Annotated in this window: 19 protein-coding genes and 1 tRNA gene; 9 read left to right on the forward strand and 11 right to left on the reverse strand. The window is 34.4% G+C overall.

Annotation, left to right across the window (positions count from 1 at the left end; all coding sequences use genetic code 11):
- The first annotated feature begins 325 nt into the window (after positions 1 to 325).
- The 7 genes from ACFZP3_RS05375 (at position 326) to ACFZP3_RS05405 (ending at position 4191) form a co-directional block, all read left to right on the forward strand.
- A complete protein-coding gene (locus tag ACFZP3_RS05375) occupies positions 326 to 502 on the forward strand; it encodes a hypothetical protein (RefSeq protein WP_264687851.1) in 177 nt (58 codons plus the stop codon).
- Positions 496 to 813 carry a recombinase family protein gene (locus ACFZP3_RS05380; RefSeq protein WP_264687852.1) on the forward strand — a complete coding sequence of 106 codons (318 nt, stop codon included), beginning with the start codon at positions 496 to 498 and terminating at the stop codon, positions 811 to 813. The genes ACFZP3_RS05375 and ACFZP3_RS05380 overlap by 7 nt, the downstream gene beginning before the upstream one ends.
- A gap of 31 nt (positions 814 to 844) precedes the next feature.
- Positions 845 to 1333, forward strand: coding sequence for a recombinase family protein (locus ACFZP3_RS05385; protein ID WP_264328685.1), 489 nt, complete (start codon positions 845 to 847; stop codon positions 1331 to 1333).
- A gap of 89 nt (positions 1334 to 1422) precedes the next feature.
- Positions 1423 to 1710 carry a zinc ribbon domain-containing protein gene (locus tag ACFZP3_RS05390; RefSeq protein WP_253307215.1) on the forward strand — a complete coding sequence of 96 codons (288 nt, stop codon included), beginning with the start codon at positions 1423 to 1425 and terminating at the stop codon, positions 1708 to 1710.
- On the forward strand, positions 1703 to 2119 hold the full coding sequence (locus tag ACFZP3_RS05395; protein WP_386086997.1) for a hypothetical protein: 417 nt from the start codon (positions 1703 to 1705) through the stop codon (positions 2117 to 2119). The genes ACFZP3_RS05390 and ACFZP3_RS05395 overlap by 8 nt, the downstream gene beginning before the upstream one ends.
- A 248-nt stretch (positions 2120 to 2367) precedes the next feature.
- Positions 2368 to 2967 (forward strand): recombination mediator RecR, encoded by a 600-nt coding sequence (recR, locus tag ACFZP3_RS05400; RefSeq protein WP_253310001.1) that lies wholly within the window; start codon positions 2368 to 2370, stop codon positions 2965 to 2967.
- A gap of 3 nt (positions 2968 to 2970) precedes the next feature.
- On the forward strand, positions 2971 to 4191 hold the full coding sequence (locus ACFZP3_RS05405) for a P-loop NTPase fold protein (protein WP_253307213.1): 1221 nt from the start codon (positions 2971 to 2973) through the stop codon (positions 4189 to 4191).
- 45 nt (positions 4192 to 4236) lie between these two features.
- On the opposite strand, the gene ACFZP3_RS05410 is transcribed toward ACFZP3_RS05405, so the two are convergent.
- Positions 4237 to 4953 (reverse strand): hypothetical protein, encoded by a 717-nt coding sequence (locus ACFZP3_RS05410; RefSeq protein ID WP_386086998.1) that lies wholly within the window; start codon positions 4951 to 4953, stop codon positions 4237 to 4239.
- Between the two features lie 79 nt (positions 4954 to 5032).
- Positions 5033 to 6343, reverse strand: a complete 1311-nt coding sequence (locus ACFZP3_RS05415) for a pyruvate dehydrogenase complex dihydrolipoamide acetyltransferase (protein ID WP_386087120.1) — start codon at positions 6341 to 6343, stop codon at positions 5033 to 5035.
- 70 nt (positions 6344 to 6413) lie between these two features.
- On the opposite strand from ACFZP3_RS05415, the gene ACFZP3_RS05420 reads away from it, so the two are divergent.
- Positions 6414 to 6905 (forward strand): SH3 domain-containing protein, encoded by a 492-nt coding sequence (locus ACFZP3_RS05420; RefSeq protein ID WP_264687854.1) that lies wholly within the window; start codon positions 6414 to 6416, stop codon positions 6903 to 6905.
- Here the strand turns inward: ACFZP3_RS05420 and ACFZP3_RS05425 are convergent.
- From ACFZP3_RS05425 to ACFZP3_RS05465, 9 genes are all read right to left on the reverse strand, one after another.
- Positions 6902 to 7114 (reverse strand): hypothetical protein, encoded by a 213-nt coding sequence (locus tag ACFZP3_RS05425; protein ID WP_253307210.1) that lies wholly within the window; start codon positions 7112 to 7114, stop codon positions 6902 to 6904. The genes ACFZP3_RS05420 and ACFZP3_RS05425 overlap by 4 nt on opposite strands.
- A 126-nt stretch (positions 7115 to 7240) precedes the next feature.
- Positions 7241 to 7405 (reverse strand): hypothetical protein, encoded by a 165-nt coding sequence (locus tag ACFZP3_RS05430; protein WP_265016560.1) that lies wholly within the window; start codon positions 7403 to 7405, stop codon positions 7241 to 7243.
- A gap of 111 nt (positions 7406 to 7516) precedes the next feature.
- Complete coding sequence (locus ACFZP3_RS05435) at positions 7517 to 10399, reverse strand: hypothetical protein (RefSeq protein ID WP_386086999.1); 2883 nt, start codon at positions 10397 to 10399, stop codon at positions 7517 to 7519.
- The gene (locus ACFZP3_RS05440; RefSeq protein WP_386087000.1) at positions 10380 to 12734 is read right to left on the reverse strand and encodes a type VI secretion protein; all 2355 of its coding nucleotides are present in this window, start codon (positions 12732 to 12734) and stop codon (positions 10380 to 10382) included. The genes ACFZP3_RS05435 and ACFZP3_RS05440 overlap by 20 nt, the downstream gene beginning before the upstream one ends.
- Positions 12735 to 12778: 44 nt before the next feature.
- On the reverse strand, positions 12779 to 13150 hold the full coding sequence (locus ACFZP3_RS05445) for a hypothetical protein (RefSeq protein ID WP_187297371.1): 372 nt from the start codon (positions 13148 to 13150) through the stop codon (positions 12779 to 12781).
- A 101-nt stretch (positions 13151 to 13251) separates the two neighbouring features.
- Positions 13252 to 14433, reverse strand: coding sequence for a hypothetical protein (locus ACFZP3_RS05450; protein ID WP_253307205.1), 1182 nt, complete (start codon positions 14431 to 14433; stop codon positions 13252 to 13254).
- Positions 14434 to 14540: 107 nt separating this feature from the next.
- Positions 14541 to 15536, reverse strand: a complete 996-nt coding sequence (locus tag ACFZP3_RS05455) for an NAD(P)H-dependent flavin oxidoreductase (protein ID WP_253307206.1) — start codon at positions 15534 to 15536, stop codon at positions 14541 to 14543.
- A gap of 5 nt (positions 15537 to 15541) precedes the next feature.
- Positions 15542 to 16063: a cytochrome b gene (locus tag ACFZP3_RS05460; RefSeq protein WP_386087001.1), complete on the reverse strand. Its 522-nt coding sequence runs from the start codon at positions 16061 to 16063 to the stop codon at positions 15542 to 15544.
- A gap of 653 nt (positions 16064 to 16716) precedes the next feature.
- Positions 16717 to 20310 carry a peptidase M2 gene (locus tag ACFZP3_RS05465; protein ID WP_386087002.1) on the reverse strand — a complete coding sequence of 1198 codons (3594 nt, stop codon included), beginning with the start codon at positions 20308 to 20310 and terminating at the stop codon, positions 16717 to 16719.
- Between the two features lie 397 nt (positions 20311 to 20707).
- Between ACFZP3_RS05465 and ACFZP3_RS05470 the strand changes: the two genes are divergently transcribed.
- Positions 20708 to 20780: transfer RNA gene (locus tag ACFZP3_RS05470), tRNA-Val, on the forward strand.
- Positions 20781 to 20792: the final 12 nt, after the last annotated feature.

Consider the following 20792-nt stretch of genomic DNA (forward strand, 5'->3'; position numbering starts at 1 on the left):
ATGGTGTCATTCCAGCGCGTGACGCTGGAATCTAGTCTTTATTATGCAGCCACTTATTTAAAGTTAAGTTTTCTGGATCCAAGTAGTCAGGGCACTGGGATGACACCTTGACGATTTGAAGAATCGTCATCCCGCTACTTGTTAGCGGCTAAGAGATACCGCGGCGGTATGACGTAGGGACTCCGCCAACAATATTGGAAGAAATCTGAAACTTGAGAAAACTATTTCCCGAAAGCTTCTACAAAAAGAACAGAGAGTTGAATTTATTTATAGAGCTAGTGATCAAATAACCATATGTCTCGATGAATAATAAATGGGAGAGCTAATGGGCAACAAGAAATTAATAGTTTGTATTCGTTGTAGTTATGAAGTGAATAGATTAGCAGAGTTGTATCTATTAGATGCATATGAAAAATTAGTGTTAAGTAAACCAATAAAAGTGAGCAAAAAGGAAGAAAACTCTGAATGTAAGAAAGTAGATTTAAGGAGGGTTAAATGGTAACAGTTAGATTATATGCAAGAGTTTCTTCAGGGAGACAAGCACAAGAAGGTACAATAGCAAGTCAAATTGCTGCTATAGAGAATCAAATTAGTATGGACGGACATAAATTATTAAATGAATATAAATTTATTGATAATGGTTCTAATATAATCCGTCCTGGTTTAGAAAAATTACGTGATAAAATAGCAGAAGGTAGCATTGATAAGGTTTATATTCATTCTCCTGATCGTTTATCTCGCAAGTATGCATATCAGATGGTATTACTTGAAGAGTTCAAGAAACTAGGAGTAGAAGTCATTTTTTTTAATTAGCGATAATCCAGAATCTCAATTACTATTACAAATGCAAGGTATGATAGCAGAATATGAACGTGCAAAAATCATGGAAGGAAGCTGCCGAGGAAAGATTTATGCAGCCAATAAGGGTTATATAAGTGTAATGAGAGCTGCTCCTTATGGCTATCATTATATAAATAAAAATACAGAGACAGGACAAGCCTTATTTGAAATTTATGAAGAAGAAGCTGAAGTTGTGCGTAAAGTATTTTTTTGGGTAGGAAGAGAAAGAGCGAGTATAGGAGAAGTATGTCGTGGGCTAAGTGCTATGTCCGTTATGACGCGAACAGGAAAAGAATATTGGGATAGGGCTGTAGTTTTGAGTATGTTAAAAAACTCTGCTTATAGAGGACAAGCAGCTTTTGGTAAAACAAGGTTAGGCGTAAAATTAAAACATATAAGACCAAAAAAAACTCCTGCGAGCAACCAAAAGATAATTATTCTACTTATCCTGTTCCAAAAGAGGATTGGATTTATATTAAAGTACCTAGTATAGTAAACGAAGATTTATTTGATATAGTTCAAGAACAATTAGCAGAGAATAGAAAAATAGCAAGAACAAGACAAAGAGGAGCAAGATATTTATTGCAAGGTTTAGTAGTATGTAAGCTTTGTAATTATGCATATTATGGTACTAGCACTGCAAGGAATAAGGAGGGAAAAAAACTAATAATCAGGTGTATTATCGTTGTATTGGCACGCCGTTTTGGTGGTAATAAAATGTGTAACAACAAATTAATTCGTACAGATACATTAGACATAGCTGTGTGGGAAGAAGTAAAGCATCTATTAAAAAATCCGAATAGAATATTAGAGGAGTATAAACGAAGACTTTCAGAACTTACCACTAGATCAAAAAAGCGCTTTGCTTGAAGCACAAGAAGATAAATTAAAACGTGGTATTGCAAGGTTAATTGATAGTGATGCTCAAGAATATATTGATCAAGAAGAATTTGAGCCAAGAATTAAAGCAATGAAACAAAACTTAAAAATGGTTGAAGAACAAAAGAAAAAAACATTTGATCAGAAAAAACTCACACAAGAGTTCACTCTAGTAGTAACAAATTTAGAGGGATTTTCCTCTAGTATTAACTCAAGTCTTGATAATGCAGACTGGCTAACTAAACGTGATATTATTAGAACATTAGTTAAGCGAATTGAGATTAATTTTGAGGATGTGAACATCGTGTTTAGAGTGAAAGAGCTTCCAGACTCTTCTCATGGGGAGAAAAATCAATACTTGCAATATTGTTGTAGGGGTAGTCATCCCGCTACTTGTTAGCGGGATCTGGAGATACTGCGGCGGTATGACGTCTCGCTTGGGTCAGCTATACCTTTTTTCTACTTAGTTTGGGTTATGCAAGAAGTCTATTATAATCAGGCTTTAAGTGTGCGGAAGTAATTTTTTGCATTAGAGTAAAAAATTTTTTCTATAGCTAATCAAAGTGGGATCAAGAGAAACTTACCACTTTCTTTACAAAGGGTTTGATGTTACCATTTGATGAACTATTCTGAATTTATTGAATGAACATTAACATAAAGAATCTAGTTCATGCTTTTTCTAAATTGCCAAGTTTAGGACCATCATCATCACGCAGGTTGGTTATACATTTACTCCAAAACAAAGAGAAAGTTATGCTACCACTTGTATCTTTGATTAAAGAGCTAGCAGATCTTATAGTAGAATGTGAGATTTGCGGAAATCTAGATACTAAATCACCTTGTTCTATTTGTACTAACCCAAAACGTGACACTAAGTTACTGTGTGTAGTAGAAGAATTGGGTGATCTATGGGCGTTTGAAAAAGGAAATATATATTCAGGTTTATACCATGTTTTGGGGGGCAGATTGTCTGCAATAAACGGCATAGGTCCAAAAGAACTTAACCTTGATACTATTCTGGAAAGAGTGACAAAATCTAAAGTTGAAGAGATAATTATTGCAATTAATCCGACATTAGAGGGTCAAGTTACTGCACAATATATAATTGAATTGCTAAAAAATTTGGATGTGAAAATATCACGTCTTGCTTGCGGCATACCAATGGGCGGAGAAATTGACTATCTAGATGAAGGAACGTTAAAAGCAGCCCTCACTTCAAGACAAGAATATGAGTTAAATATAAAATAAGGTATGTGCTTAAAAAAACTTGCATCGTTAATAACGTTCAAGAAGAAAGAAACAGCGCCACCACTTCAAGTGGCGGCTTGGGAAAATGACCGTCTAAACTATAAGCAATTTTCAGGCAAATTCAACACTATAATTAAAACGATTGATCAGTTTTTTACAATAATATCTTTAGAAGGATATGACGGATGGGGTAAGACGTTTTTTCTGAAAGAGTGGGTAAAAGAGTTAAAACAGCAAAATGAAATTGCAGCTTACTATAACGCATGGGATATCAATGCACTGGATCAACCACTTCCTTCTTTTTTAAATTTTCTATTTGAAGATTTATTTGCATCGTATGAAGTAAAAAGAAGCGTTATACAACAGTTCAAGAACATAAACCAAGAACTATTTTCTCTAAACACACTAGGAAAGCTGATCAGTAAATCTCCACTTGCTATGCTTTCCGTATTGCTTGACGCTACAAAAGAGGCTGATAGGAAAGATATTGGTTCTGTACTGAGAGAGTTGAATACTCTTCAAAGAAGAGAAGAAAACATTAAGGATTTTAAAACACAATTGGCAAAAGTAGTTAATAGAATTAGAAAAGACAAAAACATTTATATAATGGTGGATAATCTTGATGTGTGCCGCCCTAAATTCGTTGTCGATTTTTTGGAATCTATAAAGTATATGCTTGATGTGGAGGGGCTGGTTTTCATTATTTCTGTAAGTAAAGATAAGAGCAATGTGCATAAAGCCATTAGCACGATACTTGGACCAAATTTTGACCTAAAATCTTTTACTGATCTCTCTTTACATTTACCGAAGCAACCGATAGAAAAATTTACAAAAGAACTATTTGAAAATATTAAATTACCGAAAAAGTCAAAAAATTTGATTGTAGATAGTTTTATATTTTATGCAGAAAGCCTTTTACTATCGTTAAAAACAATAGAATACTGCGTAAAAAAAATAAAGCTGTGTCTTCTGAATTACACAAGAGAAGAATTACCTGCTCCAAATTTGTTTTCGTTTTTGGTAATACTGCAATCAGTAAATACTGATTTGTATGAGGAGTTAGATTCCTCATGTCAAAGAGCATTGGAAAAAATTGAAAATGAATATAAATCTTTAATTCTAAATGGTCAAGAGGAATGGGAAAAACTTAAAACCTCTCTAGAAGCTGCTTTTGCAGAGAAGGAATCGAAAATTAACAAAGCTATAAAGGATATAATATTTTGAAAAGATACCCTACCTTTGCATATACAAAGATAGGGTAATATTTGATTAACGCCCCTTTACTATGTTATTACCTTGTTCAAACTTTCTGATTAATTCGCTTACGTTGACATTAGATAATTTTTTACCTGCAGATTTGTCATTATGTGAAGCATCAGGTTTACGAAGGTCTTCCTTACTGTTACTCCTAGTAATATTACATCTGAAAATGTTTGAATTATTAGACTTATCGCTTATATCTGAAATATTGCTTTTTTCACTACATGAAGACGAATTACTCGACATATTGTCTAAGCTAAAGCGCTTTTTACCTTGATAGATTGGATTCCAATCAAGTGGATTGTAAGCTTTAGCTTTTTTATCAAGAGTACTGCTACTAACATCACTGATACCACTATCCCCTGAATCACGGCGTTGTTTGTTAGAAGTGCTATGAATATTGTCTTTCATGAGTTTTTGCATTGTTGGGCCAAATGTTCTTCCAAGATTGCTACTTACTGTTTTATTACTATCATTTGCTTGGGAATGAGATGCATTTCGCTCAAAAATCGCTTTTATTCCAGCAAATTTAGCTTGGGAAGATTTCGGAGGAACAGGTGGAGCAACTTTCTTAAGCTTTACTATTTTTTCTAACTCATTCTGCGACGATAACTTGGTCTCTGGTGCTCTTGGTGGTACCGGTGGGGCAACCATGCCTTTTGAGTTAATCTTTCCTTCATTTTTAGGAAAAATTTTTGGATTATTTTTTTCTACTGTAGTATTCATTTTTTTACCTCTAAGCCTATTAACTAGTAGAATTATAAACTTAGAGGTATTAATTTTGTAATAACGATGCTAATAGGTTTCAAATAAGCATCGCCAGAGGACTCTCTATATAATGCTTAAAGGCATTTAAAAATTTTGCTCCTAATGCTCCATCAACTGCTCTATGGTCAACAGAAAGTGTTACTGTCATTATTTCTGCTATCTCTATTTTCTCATTCATAACAATTGGTTGTTTTTTGGATGCACCAACTGCCATAATGCAAGATTGCGGCGGATTGATTATAGCACTGAAGGCTTTTATACCAAACATTCCTAAATTGGAAATAGTAAACCCACCTCCTTGAAATTCTTCTGGCCTTAATTTTCCAGATCTTGCTCTGCTTACTAAATCTTTCACTTCTTTTGATATAGATAAAATACCCTTTTTATCAGCATTTTTTACTATAGGAGTAATTAGCCCATCTTCAAGTGCCACAGCGATTGAAATGTCTACATTCGAGTATTTAAGTATTTTATTATCTATCCACGAAGAATTTATATCAGGAAATTTTTTCATGCTGAAAGCTGCAGCTTTTATGATTAGGTCATTAATTGTTACTTTGTTATTTTCATCTGCTGAGCTAATCTCGTTTTTTAACGATATTAACTTATCAACCTGGCAGTCTACAGTTAAATAAAAATGTGGAACATTCTGTTTGGATTCAGTTAAGCGCTGTGCTATCACTTGGCGCATATTGCTTACTTCAACCATGGTATCTTCCTCGGGCCTTTCACGACTTTCAATGCGTGTACCACTACCTAAAGACTCCAACACATCAGCCTTAATTATGCGACCATATGGTCCTGTACCTTTTAATTGCTGCACATTAACCCCTTCATTTTGAGCTATTTTCTTAGCTAATGGGCTTATTTTTATTCTACCTTCTATATAACCCTCTGTCATCTGAGTAGCTGACACTGGTTCTTTTCTTCTGGATTCCAGCGTCACGCGCTGGAATGACACCGAAGAATGACTTGTTGGCTTTCCGTTTAAATCTTGGTGTTCTGATTTTTGATTATCAACAGCACTTTTTGTCACTTCCTTTTTAACTGCACTATTGATGGAAGTTGAAGTATAGTTGTTAAGTGCACTTTCATCTTCTCCTTCTTCCAGCATTAAAGCTATTGGTTGATTTACAGGCACGCCACTTGTTCCTTCTGTTACTAAAATTTTTGCTAAAACTCCTTCATCTATAGATTCAAACTCCATTATGGCTTTATCAGTCTCTATCTCAGCAATTACGTCGCCTACTTCAACTTTGTCTTGTTCTTTTTTATGCCACTTGACAATTTTTCCTCCAGTTTTGCTCATTGTCGGTGAAAGAGCAGGCATTAATATTTCTATAGGCATTGATTTTGCATTTAAAGATCTATTCAATTTTTAATTTACTCTTTATCTTATGTCAATCTAATCGTGAATTATGATGAATAAGTCTGTTACACTATCCCTCACGTCATCCCAGTGCGTGACACTGGGATCTTGGTTCAGTACTATTATCCTATTGTTTTTATTATTTAGTCATAGCTTGTTTGCTAATAACTTTGTTTCAACAAAGTCAAACAAAATCAACATGAGAACAGGGCCAGGGTTTCACTATCCTGTAAAATGGATATACACTTGCAAAAATCTGCCCCTGAAAGTGATAGAAGAGTTTGAGAGTTGGAAAAAGGTCTGCGATATAGATGAAGACTGCGGATGGATAAAAGGCAATCTGCTTAGTGATAAGCACCACGCAATGATAAAAGAAGATACTTATGGATATCAAAAACAGAGTGTAGACAGCAAGATTACTATGAAAATAGACAAGTTCGTTGTAATGAAAATAGAAAAATGCAACGAAGAATGGTGCTTTCTTTCCACCCCAAAACGTAAAGCATGGGTACAAAAAAAACATATATATGGGGTTGATTAGGTTGATAAAGGATCTGGATTAACACTAGTTTCCGGACCTTCTGTAGCAGACTCTTCAGATGAAGCAGGAGTTGCACTAACTTCTTGAGGTTCTGGAGAATTATTTTGCCATATAGTGCTGTCACAAAAACTCTGTAACATCTCCTCAGCAGATGAGTTTAAAATTTGTACAATAGACTTTTCACTTTGTTCTCTTAGCGATTGATCCATTCTAGAAATCAACTTAAGAAACTCACTACCTGATTTTTCAGCTTCACTTTTTATTTTGCTTTCTATGCTTGCAATATTACCTTGATCAATTTCTTCTTTTGTTATGTTGAATGAATTTGCAACATCTTAATATCCAATCTTGCAATTTCCACAACCAATTATGCAAAAAGCAATAGAATTAGATATTTCATTTGCAGCCCACTTATGTATAGTGGTAGCCAAATAATTGTCATGGTATTTAATGCTAAATTGTTGTTCTATTAGCTCAGAAATTTTATTCTTTAGAGACATAAAGCACCCTCCTACATTCGTTATACCTTTTTGTTAAGATACACCATTTACTACATGCTTTACTTTAATTAATTATTAAAACGAGAGCATAATTTTCAGAGTTATATCTTTTTACCTTAACAATTCTTTTTTGATTTCCTCTTCAACTTTCTCTCTTATATTCACATTAAGGTCCTTCGTCGAAAAATCAGTCATAGCTTCAAGATCATATAGATCTCTTGTCACTTTTTCAATAGCATCATTTATTTCTTCTTTGTCAAATTCCTTTATAATAGGTCTAATCTTCACATACCCTGGAGAGCCTTTACCATAAATTTCTTTGCTTTTATAAATGCAACCACCTGCACCAGGTTTACTGCTTCTCAAACCACTTCCACACTCTATTATTTCATACTTGACTTGACCATCTTCTATATATGTTATTTTATTATCTTCAGTAGACTTCAATGCACTTGCTGGTATGACTGTTTTTTCTAACTCTAAACTCGGTTCATGAATTATTGTGTCCCGATAACTTGTACGTTCAGGACCATATGTTCTATACATACCTCCACCTGCAACAGTGATTAATGGCTTGCAATCTTGTTTGTCTGAACGACACATTTTTATAAAAATAGCTCCTCCGTCCTTATCTGAGGAGTTATTTTCCTGGTTACCCCCTCCCTCTGTAACTTTCACCTTAATTACAGGATAATTAGGGTCAATTTTCAGTTTAGCTTTAATATAATCGCCTGGCATTCCTGCTCTACTTTCAGTGGAACATACAGAAGATTCGCAGTTAATAGGTGTATCTTTTATATGACCTGCTTCACCACTTCCCCACGCTTCTATTTCAACACGATCAAATTTTATTGATAAGTCATCTGTATAAACATCTTTATTTTCATGATCATAGGATTTTTCATTATTTTTTTCAAGATCTGGTTTCTTATTTTTCAGCTGTTCCTTGATTATCTCTTTTAATTTTTCTTTTAATTTCTTTTTGAGACCTTCTAAATCGAACCTACACAATTTATCAGCGTAAAAGACCTCTGTTCTATCTGCTTTAATCAGTTGATCTTTTAATTGTGTACACTTTTGTACTTCATTTTTTTCATCTCTTAATACTTTACCATCCTTATCTTTACAATCCACTTCCTCATACCTTAAGTAGAATGGCTTATCATTTTCATTTTTATTCAAATATTGTTTTGAACGGCTGCATTTTCCATCAGAGCAGATGCAACCATCATCACCTTGATTACATTTTTCTCTATGCTCTACATCAGTCAATTTGTATACTACTTTCAGTCCTTTACCAGATTTAAATGCCTTGTCTATCTCATCATTTCTTTTTACACAGTAACTGCATTTCCCCTTTTCCTGTTTATTGTCGTCAGGGAAGAAAACATACCCTTGCTTATTAAATATTATTTTATCCAACTGATCTTGAAGTCTTTTTATTTTTAAGAGGTCGACTGTTTCCCTTTCCTTGCTTGGAAGATAATAGAACCGATTTGATTCCTTTGAATAAACAGCATTGTATTTAATATATTTTGTTCCCATTAATTTTAGTGGTATTATTTTATTTTCTCTTTCAAGAACAAACTCTTCTGGTTCTGGCTGCCATCCAGAAAGACAAAGCATTCTACTGTTAGAATTTTCTTTATATTTTATTTCTACTTCTGGTTGTCCTAAGCTGTTCAATTTGCATTTATTTCCTTGAAACTCTTTACATTCTGTTTCAATATCAGGAACATAGTCATATTCTTTCAGAACTTTAAATTGTTGCGGATTACTTTCTAATATACCTTCTATAATATTATCAATATAACTTTTTTCGTTATTACTATCAGTTGTTTTTTTAACTATTCTCAGTTTTACTACCTTTAAAGATAGAGGGCCAATGTTTGTAGAAGAACCAGCATTAACATTAAAAGTACATAAACCATTGCTGTAGGTTCCACGTGCTTCATAAGTACAAGTGTTCTCACTCATCTTCATTCTTATCTTTAACGTGTTACTCTGTTTTCCAGGCGTGTTACTTTTTACTATCTCTACTACTTCAGGCTCTGGAGTAGGTGGTGCCGGGAAACAGCGGACGAACTGTGGATTTTTTTCATCTATACTTTGAGTTCCAAGGTATTCAGCGCAGAGCTTATCTTTTTCTCTATAAGTTTTGAAGTAGTACGTGATGCCATCTTTGTCTAAAATAGAGCGCCACTCAGCTTTATCTTCTCCATACCCTTTAGGGAAATCTAATTTTTCTCCAATCTCTCCGTCTCCTCCTTTCAGATCACCAATGATTACCTTAACTTTAGGGTTAAAGTAATCATTGTCTTCATCTGTTATAGGAACAATTCTAACTTGTGGAGGTGACATCGCAAGTTGCTCACAGAACGGAGGGGGGCCAGGTGCAAGTGGCACAGGGGCACATTTTACTTTTTCCTGATAGCAAGTATCACAAACATTTTCCATTTCTCCAGGGCGAAAGATATTTTCCCCTGAAAAAACTCTAGAACCCCATGCAGAAATACCTGATATACAAGCACCCTTTTGACTGCAAGCGCATATTTTAGGAGAGTTAGCGAATCTTCTTTTTTCCTCATCAGTAACACCATCTGCCCATTCCCACTCAAGACCCCGTGTCACCTGTCCATGAATTTTTCCACCATTCAGCATTTTATCCCCTCCCCAGTCAATAAAAGCTGCAGCAGAAACACCCCCACCTGTACTTTGTGTTCCATGTATTTGGCGGCAGGATTCCCCGCTTTGTAAGTCATAACAATAACTTTTTCCATCATAAGCACATACTCTAATTTTAGGATTAAAATAGCCATCAACTCCTTGATCTTTTATTGCTTGTACTTTAATTTCTTTTACCCAATCTCCGCTAACTATTGCTTCTAACCAAGTATTACTCGTTACAAAATTCGGACAATCAGCATATCCTTGATACGAAAGACCAAGTATCAAAAAGAACATCAATAAGAAATTAAGCTTTACACTTCTCATAAAACACCGGTAACCACTCATTAACTTCTTCTCCTTTTTCCTTTATTGCCTCGTACATATACTTTATCGTCTCTTTGTTAGCTGAAAGTACATGTATTTCTTGCATATTCTTTAAATCTAAATTTAAAGTTACTAACCCTTTATACTGCTTTATCAAAAATAAACCTTCCTGTGTTGGCGTCTGCAGAATTATATTCAGCTCCTCTTTCGATAAAGAAAATGCTTTCATGTATAACCTATTTGCATTGACGTTTGGCATCAAGATCCTTGTATCAACATGTTTATCTAAGTATTGAGTAAATTTGCTAGCAAATGCGAGGTTTAAGTTTTCAGTACTTAGGATTACTACAACATTTAGTTCCGTCATTCTTTGCATCCAGTTATCAAACTCTTTCTCTGTAGGAAAGATATTACTTATCTCCCATGCTTCATCCAAAACAAGTATTGCAGGCGAGCCATCACATTTTGCCTCAAAAGAATATAAAAAATAGTAAAGTATCACGGACATACATTCTTTTCGTTTTGTGAGGTTTGCGGTGTTGAGAGATATAATTTTTGTTTCCCAGTCAATATCTGATTCATTACCATCTTGAAATAAGTAAGCAAACTCACCACCGTCACACCATCTACTTATTTTACCCCCGAGGAGCAAAAGCACCTCAGAAATTTGCGCAATAGAACGTGACTCCTTGGGTATAGCAAATATAGAATCCACAATTTTTCTTATCTTTTCTTCTACGTCCACCAAGCTCGTATCGGCTACCATTCTTTTGATCAGTTCAACCAACATATTGCGATTGGAAGCACTATCTTCAATGTTTAGTGGATTAAATTTTAGGCTTTTGTCCTTATACTTCGGATCGATTATATAATATTTACCACTCACTGCTTTAGTAAAAATTATCGACTTTCCAGTGTTATCCAATATGACAATTCTTGGGTTAAACTTTCTTGATTCTGATAATAGGAAATTAATGAGTGAAGTTCTGCCTGAATTTGGAGCTCCAAGTATCGTAGTATGGCCATTATTTCTTTTTCCATAGAAATTAAAGAAGTAAGGATTTCCTTCTTTTGAGAAAAAAACTGTTACCGCTTCTTTCCACCTTCCTCCTTTTAATGTACCTGACGTAAAATCATGCAGCATAGCAAAACTGCAAGCATATTTTGCTAATATATTTTTCGGTTGTGTAATAAAGGTAAAATTGCCCGGAAGTTGTGCCCAAAAATGACTTTCCATATGTAGATCAGTTCTAAATATCATGAAGCCAATTAATGACATTATAGAAGATAAATCACTAATATTTTCGGCTAACTTATTCCTATCGTCTGCAAATATTGTAAAAATAATTTTCTGTTGGCAGAAGTCTAGACTAGAGGTCTTTTCAAGCTCTATTATTTCTTCAATTCCTGAGCTTTTAAGTAAGGTATTATCCTCACTAATTTGCAGCATGTTAATTTGTTTATTAAATTCTTTTATTGCCTTACTATTACTAGTAAATATCATTATTTCTGTAATGATAAATTCAGATTCAAGCTGCAAGCACCTATCTATATTGCCTAAGGAGATTTCTCGGTATTCCTTTATGCTGAAAACAGAGCCAAATTTCTGTTGATTTTCAAAGATTGTCTGAAACGTATTGAAACCAAAAGCTATTTTAAAATTTCTAATATATTGCGACAGGTCCCTTTCATGTATTGGATAATCTTTGTGCGTTAATGTAACAATATAGTGGAGAAATTCTATCATTTCAGAATATATTTTACCTTCACTAAATCTTAGACCCAGTTTTTTAGCTCCAAAAGGTCCTAAATCATCGTGAATTAAGTCAGTTATCTTTTGCAACTCCTGGTGGCTTTCTTGTAAAGACAGCTTATGCTTATTCTTTATTCTATTAAAAAAAAATGAATTATTAGTATTCTTACCAAAATCGCTAAACAATATTACAATATATAATTCATTTATATACTGTAATTTACTATCAGTGAGTTTATCAAACCGCGCTGAATGTAGCTTATCAGAGAAGTCTTCAGTTTTATTCCATTTTAAGCTCAATTTATTGCGCTTTCGGACAGTATGAATCCAAACGGTAAAATATAGGCTATTAATATTTTTTGATATGCTTTTTCTAATTTCAGTTCTAAGGTCGCTGTAATTATCAACAGAAGAATAATCTTCTAACTTGATTATTTTTAACAACTCTCCCTGTTTTGTTAGTATAGTTTCTTCATTGTAATGACAAGCATAAGGAATGAAATCTAAATCAATGCTCTCTAGTAATGCTAAGTTGTTCTTTTTTTCAAACTTAGAGTTAATTGCTTGTACTTTTAGCTGCATATGCGTATTCAATAAAGATAATTAAAAAAGATAAAAATACTATCTTAATTTTTATCTTTTTTTTCGCTATCGGATTGTAATTTTATATCTTTTGCAAAATTAAATTTTTCTTTTAAGTAGTCTGTTGCCTTTTCTGTACTACCAAACATCATGATCAGTACACCAAACATTATCATAAAAAAGATTAGACCTCTGAACACTACTGCAAGTATCACCGCAGCTATACACAACCCTATGATTGTTGAAGGACTCATATTTTCTACAGTATCTTTAATTGAAAATGAAGAAATAAAATCTTTTACTGTTTCTTGTACATCCTTTAATTCATCACTCACCGAAGCTTCGCTAGAATATGATGCAAAAATGAAACTTAATAAGGCTATAAAAACCAAAACTTTATTCAATTGAATGCGCATCAACTAAATACCCTTTAAATATTCCTCAAATATAACAACTTTTATATCAATAGGCAAGAACTGAATTCACTTATCCACTACAAGTAACACATATTTAATTTTTACAGATGTGAACATGCTGTAAGCTTTTTATCATCAACAAGAGGTTCCACATTAATGGATGTTAATTTACTTGATAGGAAGTTTGAATGCAATTCAGCTACTGCTGCTATAGCAAACACTGCAGCCATAGCAAGTAGTCCTGCTCCTACCAGTCCTGATGTCATTGCTCCTGCAACAATGCACCCTATTGTAGAGAGAGCACAACCTGCTACAAGTGCAACGTGAAGATTTCTGTTATTGGGTTGTTTAAGTGGAGTATCTTCACCCTTTTTCTCATTCACAGGAGGTTTCTGCATGGTTGTAATGGTATTTTTTTTGTCCTTTTGTTCTTCAGATTTCACTGGCTGACTACCTGTCCTCTGAGTAGCCTGACCACTTGGGTCCATATTTTCTTTTTTTTTGGATCCCAGTGTCACGCACTGGTATGACACCTGAGCTGGCTTTTTTTCTGTGGTCTGTTCTAGCAGCACTTTATTTTCAGTTTCTGCTTTTTGTGGATTACTATCTTCTTCAGTAGAGCTTATACTGCTCCTTACTGGTAATTCCAAACTTTCTTCACTCTTTCTAGGTGAATCTATTCTACTATCTGAATCATTATCATTACTGAGTTCAGAAGTCTGCTTATGCTCCTTTATTTCTTCCACAACCTTGCTATCTTTTTCAAGTATTTCTTCTGTAATACCTAAATTACTAAGTATTTTATTATCACCACTTTTTTTCTCAGCTATATTCAAGGGTGTTTCTTGTGTGTTGTTTTGCTCTTCAATATGTCCTAGCTGCATTTGATCTTCAATATTTTCTTTAACAGCACTTGGTATTGAGCTTACACTGCTGCTCTTGCTAACAACATCTAAAGTTATTAGTTCCATAATTATTTTTTCTATTTCCGTTCTTTTTGCTGTAGTTAGTTTTTTTGAGTTTGTTATTTCTACTTCCAATGCTGGAAGAAATTTCTCGGTGTAATAATTATAGTATTTTTGATATTTTTCTTGCTCTCTCAGTGATTTTTCTAATTGAATTAATACGTTAGGGTCAGCTCCTTTGTTGAACAACTCTATGCATTTTGCGATAGTTCCATCTCCATTTTTTTTTGGACTTTGATTACTATGTGTTTTTTTTGTTACCTTTTTGTATATAGTGTCGCGCAATTGTTGGTTAATATCTTTTTTAGAACTTGGCATAGACTTCTCCATACATAATAAAATGTATAGATACCTTTTTAGCGTTAATTTTACATTAAAACTGGGCAATTATGCCGTATTATGGATAATTATTTGCTCTTCTACTTCTACATTTCAATATAATTGTTTGCCTGTTGAATTAATATGTCTATCACTTCTTTTACAGGCTTTTCCCTATCAACCATGCCAACACTTTGACCGGCCATTAAAGATCCCGTTTCAACATCTCCATCAATTACTGCTCTTCTTAAAGCTCCAGCCCAGAACTTTTCTATTTCAAGCTGCCCATCTTCTTTTGAGATCTGTCCCTTTTGGTATTCATCAATAACTTTTTTTTGATGCTTCATAAAATCATCACTTGCTTTGTTGGCTATAGCTCTTACTGGAATTACAGGAAAATCAGCACTTATCTGTACAGAAGGTATTGCATTACGTGCGGCTGATTTAATAAACACTTTCTTAAAATTTTTGTGGGCAATTGACTCATTAGTGCAGACAAATAATGTACCTATTTGACAGCCACTTGCCCCCATTTCTAAGTAATTAACTATCATTTCACCTCTTCCTATTCCACCTGCAACAAACACTGGTATTTGTTCATTTTTAAAATGAGGCAATATCTCTTGTGCGAGAACAGAAGTGCTAACTGGCCCTATGTGCCCGCCTGCTTCCATTCCCTCTATTATTAACGCATCTACTCCCATTTTTACTAACCTTTTCGCAAGGCTTAATGCTGGTGCAAAGCACATAACTTTAATGCCTGCACTCTTGATTTTTTCTATATTAGGCTTCGTTGGTAATCCGCCAGCAAGCACTATATGGCTCACTTTCGTTTCAATGCACACATCTATCAACTCACTCAACTTTGGGTGCATAGTAATTAGGTTTACACCAAATGATTTGTTAGTTAATTTCTGTGTCTCTATGATTTCTTTTTTCAATAGGTCTGGAAACATTGCACCACATGCAATTACACCAAAACCACCAGCGTTTGAGATTGCCGAAACCAAGTTTCTCTCTGAAACCCAGCTCATAGCACCACCCATTATCGCAAACTCACTACCAAGAAAATCTGTTCCTTTTTTCCAGAGGCTACTTAACATATAACCTATATCATACGTTTAAAAATGTTTTGCTTATCTATAAATGTGTGTTTCAAAGCGCCAAGTATATGCAAGATTATAAAGAGTACCATAAAACATGCAAGCATCGAATATAGCTGATTAGCCGTGTTAGCTAGATCTTTGTTTTGATTAATCAACAAAGGGATATGAAAAAAATACTTGATCTTTTTGCCAGAAGCAGAAGACATAACATAGCCAGATAGTGGCATTAGCACCATTAAAGAATATAAACCAAAGTGTACTGTTTTACTTGCATTGATTACAAATCGAGAAAAATTTGCTGGAAGTCGTGGAACATAAGTAAAGACGCGAAAAAATATGCGTACTATGATTAGTCCAAGAATAGTGATACCGCAAGCCTTATGAATAGCGTATATGTTGAACTTAATCTCATTGCTAAGTGGTAAGCTTTTCATATAAAGTCCAGAGCAAAGCATACCAATAATAAAAACAGCCATCAACCAATGGATAACTCTTAAACCTAGGCTATATTTATCGTCTTCCATTTTGATTACCCTAAAGTAGCATTTATATAATAGAAAAACTATTTTTCAATCAAAATTATTAAAGCAATTTAGATTTACCGACAATGTAGCTATACAAATTCGACCCAGCCGGGAGTCAAGTAGCTGGCCGGCACCTAAGCCATAAACGGATTAAATGCAAAACTTCCTTGACAAACTCCGCCAACCCCCTTATTGTAGTATTAAGGGTATTTCTAACTCAAAACTTGTTTTTGACCTGCAGGCTCAATGACAAAATTCAGTAAAAAACTTAGGGTATTTTTTGGCGGATTACATAAAATTATAGCGGCTGCATGTCTTTTAAATTTTTTCTACATTCAGCCAAATCGCGCTTATTTTAAGCGTTAGCACATTATTACAGCGCCACTTACAGTAATATAGAGTCAAAACTCGCACCACAGGGCTTCTTTTGCCTTTTTTTTCGTTTGGTAAATTTCTTAATGTTTGTAGCTAAAAGAGCCCAAGAGAGGTGTCATCCCGCTGCTTGTTAGCGGGATCTATGTTAAGAGATACCGCGAATGAATCGCGGTATGACGGTTAAGTATCCCGCTACTTGTTAGCGGCTAAGAGATACCGCGAATGAATCGCGGTATGACGTGTTGCTTGGGTCAGCTATACTTGCCTCCTTGTATGTATTAGATGTAGGCTGAGTTGTGGTCGTGATAAATGTGGTCGCTTGTGTAATCAAACATTTTCACAAAGCCATTCTCTAGATAAAGATTATATTCGTGATGTTGATCTGATAATACAATATTATCTTGCTCCCCTAAATTGAAATGACTTGAATCTGACAGCAATTCGTAATTTGGATTATCTATTTTACTAATGCTGCTTATTACTTTGCCATTACCACTTGATATAGCTAAACTATAACTATCACCATCCTTCATTATTTTGATGGACACCTTATCTTCAGGTAACACTATAAGCTTCTTTGTGCCACTATCGTGGATTACGAATTTGCCTTTTTCAAAATAGTATTTGTCTTCCGGCAAAGCACCAACCTTATATCCTGATTCAGCCAATTTGTGCCAAAACTTTAACACAGATTGCTTTTCTGCTCCTTCCGCTCTATCATACAAGGCTTTCACATCATTATAATCTATGGTTACATTTGCCTTGTGCTTCCCTTCTGAGTCCTGCTCGCGACTCTTTTCTATTTTGAGAATTGTGTCTTTTAATACTACCTGTTCTTGCTCTTTCTCCTCCACTGAAGCTGTTCTTTTCGTTCTTGTTAAACTTTGTGATGGAATTGGCTGATCAGACTGCATTTCACTATTGTCGTTTGATACAGTTCTCTCTTCAGCAGCTTGTGCAACAACATTAGTAGTATTGTGACTTATGTGTGATGTATCAACTTCTGTCTTAGTTTCACTTACTTGCCCTTTTGGACTTTCGGTTTGTTTCTCTTTTGTGAATATTCTCTGATAGTCCGTGTAGCCTCTATTAGTGTCACCGATATCACCATCACCTTGATCGAAAGTTATTTTTTTACTTCCATTCCCCATGTCCTCAATTTCAACTTGAGGAGAAACAGATGCGAGGAAGTCGTTATAACTGTAGTTATAATCAGCAGAAAAGAATATTTTCCCTTTGAAGTTATGGAAATTATTAGATAACATTCCAATTTCTTCATCAGTATCACCATCAAATAGTTTTACTTTAGTGAAATATGCTTGATCTTTTATTCTAACTATTTCACCGCTAGAGTTTCTTTGTATTTGGTAATCATTTGGATCGTACTTTATAGCAAAAAGTTTGCCAGAGCCATATTTCTCTAAGTTTATAAGGCCCACATTTACATGTTTATGGGAATAATCTCTCTTCTCATATTCATGTGCAAATATTGGATCTATATATCTATATTCATCTGGTATGCCATTATACTCTCTCCCTTCAGAATCAGATGGTGCTAACTTATATTGTCCATCCTTTTGCACTAACTTTAGATGAGTAACTTTTTCAGGTAACTCATAGCGCACATTTTTTCCGTGATCATGAATGAACAAGTTACTTCCATTTGTAATTTCACCTCTTTCATTTTTCACCTCTTCGGTAATATAAAAGCCCATATTTTTGAATTCATGTAAGCGCTCGTCTCCTTGCTTTACAACCGCTTCGTATACATCGTCGTCTGTCCTATCTGTTCCCTTATTATCCAGTAATTTTCCTTTTTCCACGATTACTCCATTTGCCTTTTGCTCATCAGAATATTGTGCATGCTTTGAATCCTGATGATTCAAAATTTTGGTACCTCTAAGGAGCAGAGAATCTAAATCTTTTTGGATGTGTCCAGTGCTAGGATGCAACAATTCATTTTCATGTAAATGTGCTTCATCAAAGTATTCATCGCGTTCAACTGTTCTGCCATCTATCAGAGAAGCTTTATAATGACCATTTTCTTTTGTAACCGCCATATAAGCACCACCATCATATTGAACATTTAAGTTGTGCAATATGTCCTCAAAAACAAAAGTTTCTTTAGTTTGGCCTTCAACTTGCTTAAAAAATCCTGATTCGCTCAATAATTCTCCAAGCTTTGTATTTCCGTCATATATAGACAGTGCACCCATATCTCCTTGACCATGAGCTTGCATAGAAAAAATCTTACCTTCTTGTAGATTAATGTGAGTACCTCTGATTAAGTTTGGATCGATATTGATCATCTCTTCTAACATCTTTTCTACATCGATGTTCTTAGTCGCTTTTACTTGTTCTAAGCCAGTGTTTATGGTTTTATCAAGCAAGGTACTTTTTAAATTTTCATACTTATCTAGTATTGCATCTTTCAGTTGTGTATATTTGTCTTGTGTAGCACTATATAATCTCTTATCTTCATTACAATAATTAGTGCTGGCTGAATTGCATTTTTCTACAAATTTCTCATAAGAGATCTCTCCTCTTTTGTGTTGCTCGTATGCATCATGATGCTGTGTTTCCTCCTGTTCACGCAGGCCTTTCAACACATCATCATATTCTATATCCTTCTGCTTATCTAAGTCTTCTAGCTCGCTCGCACGTATTTTTTCTAAGTCTTCTTTCCCATTAGAGTAAGATTTTCTTAGATCTTCACCATATTTTGATAGCATCCTTAAAGCTTGCATTTTATACTCTTGACTGTTTTGATATTCATTACCTTGTTGGTCAGAGTAAGTCAGCTTAACCTGCCCATCAGCAGTTTTTACTGCCTTTAAGAAATGATATTCCTTTGATATATCGAGGTTATCATTTGTTGCCCTATTAACAGCACGAGCATAATCATAAAACGACACATGTTCTACAGGAGAAAAACTTCCAACGTTTTCTCCATCTATTTTTTCTATATTTGCTTTATAGTAGGATATGTTTTTAATTTCTCCACCAACTATTTCTTGACCAGTTGCTATAAAATCTCCTTTTGTAACTTGTAGGGCATTAATTTCTTCCATAGCAGTTTCTGTATCATTCTCAGCAAGCCAACTTTTGAAGTCAGCATCATGTCCTTTTATGTCTTTCAAGAAACTTTTTGACTCATCTGAGTTACCTTGACGTAAAGCATCTAGGTAGTCTCTTAATAAACTAGGATCTTTTTCCTGTAAGTACATTATCAACGCATGACCTGTTTTATAAACCAGGCTATTTGCTTCGCTGTCCTTTGAATATTCTAAACTTAAAATTTTATCTAAATCCAAATTTGCAGCTTCAGTTTTATCGATACTTGATCCTTGAGAATTGAATTTATGATCTGAATGATGCTCAAAGTAATCTGCAATTCCTTCCATTAATACTGTAGGTAGGTGCTTACCTCCTGTAGCCAAGTAAGTTAAACCATGTGCAAATTCATGCTGAAGGTTATGAACGCCACCTTGCTGATAGACATACATTTCAGCAAAAACATCAGCTTCCCCTTTGTAGTAACATTTACCACCCTCATCTCCAAGGTAAGAACCGAAACGCTCGCTTCTGCCAAGGTGAGTGTAATCATCCTTGTCATCAAACATATAAATTTTAAATGTTTGTTCTGAGTTGCTGTGTTCTAACTTGAATGTATCTTTAAAACTAGTAGCTGTTTCTTTTATCTCACTTTCAATTGTTGCAATTTTACTTGCTCTTAAATTATGAGAATAAACTTCTACTTTAATATTTAAATCTTTAACTTCTACAACATGTGGCGAATTAAACCCTTTGCCGTTATTGTTAAAGTATTCTTCTTTAGTTATATTTTTATTTATTTGTTGATTGATTGTCATAATTCTAATCTCTAATTTATTAACTCTTCAAATATAAGGTGATCTCTACTAAAAAAGTGTGAATTTTTATATTGGTATAATCTATATCTTAGTGAAGAAATATAAGTAATTAATTTAATATGAACAATATAAGATATAGCTATAACTAAAGCAATTTAGATTTACCGATAATTTGGTAAGCTATGAACTCGTCATTCCGCTACGTGTTAGCGGAATCTATGCTGAGATACCGCGAATGAATCGCGGTATGACGTAGGAAAACCTGACCTGCACTAGCTATAGGCTCTATAGCTTGACCACAAAAAAAATCTAAATTCTAACGTTACATTAGGATAGGGTAAGAATTTAAAAGCAAATTGACTTTCATTCCACCAAAGCACTATACTAAAACCACGATGGGTAATTAGCTCAGTTGGTAGAGCACTTGCTTGACGTGCAAGCGGTCGCTGGTTCGAACCCAGTGTTACCCACGTTTTTGTTCA

The organism is Wolbachia endosymbiont (group A) of Norellia spinipes (genome assembly GCF_964273535.1).

Bases quoted from the DNA above. Each gene is read 5' to 3' on its own strand.
- ACFZP3_RS05375 (WP_264687851.1), top strand. From the start codon at position 326: ATGGGCAACAAGAAATTAATAGTTTGTATTCGTTGTAGTTATGAAGTG.
- ACFZP3_RS05380 (WP_264687852.1), top strand. From the start codon at position 496: ATGGTAACAGTTAGATTATATGCAAGAGTTTCTTCAGGGAGACAAGCA.
- ACFZP3_RS05385 (WP_264328685.1), top strand. From the start codon at position 845: ATGCAAGGTATGATAGCAGAATATGAACGTGCAAAAATCATGGAAGGA.
- ACFZP3_RS05405 (WP_253307213.1), top strand. From the start codon at position 2,971: ATGTGCTTAAAAAAACTTGCATCGTTAATAACGTTCAAGAAGAAAGAA.
- ACFZP3_RS05410 (WP_386086998.1), bottom strand. From the start codon at position 4,953: ATGAATACTACAGTAGAAAAAAATAATCCAAAAATTTTTCCTAAAAAT.
- ACFZP3_RS05415 (WP_386087120.1), bottom strand. From the start codon at position 6,343: ATGCCTATAGAAATATTAATGCCTGCTCTTTCACCGACAATGAGCAAA.
- ACFZP3_RS05420 (WP_264687854.1), top strand. From the start codon at position 6,414: ATGATGAATAAGTCTGTTACACTATCCCTCACGTCATCCCAGTGCGTG.
- ACFZP3_RS05425 (WP_253307210.1), bottom strand. From the start codon at position 7,114: ATGGATCAATCGCTAAGAGAACAAAGTGAAAAGTCTATTGTACAAATT.
- ACFZP3_RS05430 (WP_265016560.1), bottom strand. From the start codon at position 7,405: ATGTCTCTAAAGAATAAAATTTCTGAGCTAATAGAACAACAATTTAGC.
- ACFZP3_RS05435 (WP_386086999.1), bottom strand. From the start codon at position 10,399: ATGAGAAGTGTAAAGCTTAATTTCTTATTGATGTTCTTTTTGATACTT.
- ACFZP3_RS05440 (WP_386087000.1), bottom strand. From the start codon at position 12,734: ATGCAGCTAAAAGTACAAGCAATTAACTCTAAGTTTGAAAAAAAGAAC.
- ACFZP3_RS05445 (WP_187297371.1), bottom strand. From the start codon at position 13,150: ATGCGCATTCAATTGAATAAAGTTTTGGTTTTTATAGCCTTATTAAGT.
- ACFZP3_RS05450 (WP_253307205.1), bottom strand. From the start codon at position 14,433: ATGCCAAGTTCTAAAAAAGATATTAACCAACAATTGCGCGACACTATA.
- ACFZP3_RS05455 (WP_253307206.1), bottom strand. From the start codon at position 15,536: ATGTTAAGTAGCCTCTGGAAAAAAGGAACAGATTTTCTTGGTAGTGAG.
- ACFZP3_RS05460 (WP_386087001.1), bottom strand. From the start codon at position 16,063: ATGGAAGACGATAAATATAGCCTAGGTTTAAGAGTTATCCATTGGTTG.
- ACFZP3_RS05465 (WP_386087002.1), bottom strand. From the start codon at position 20,310: ATGACAATCAATCAACAAATAAATAAAAATATAACTAAAGAAGAATAC.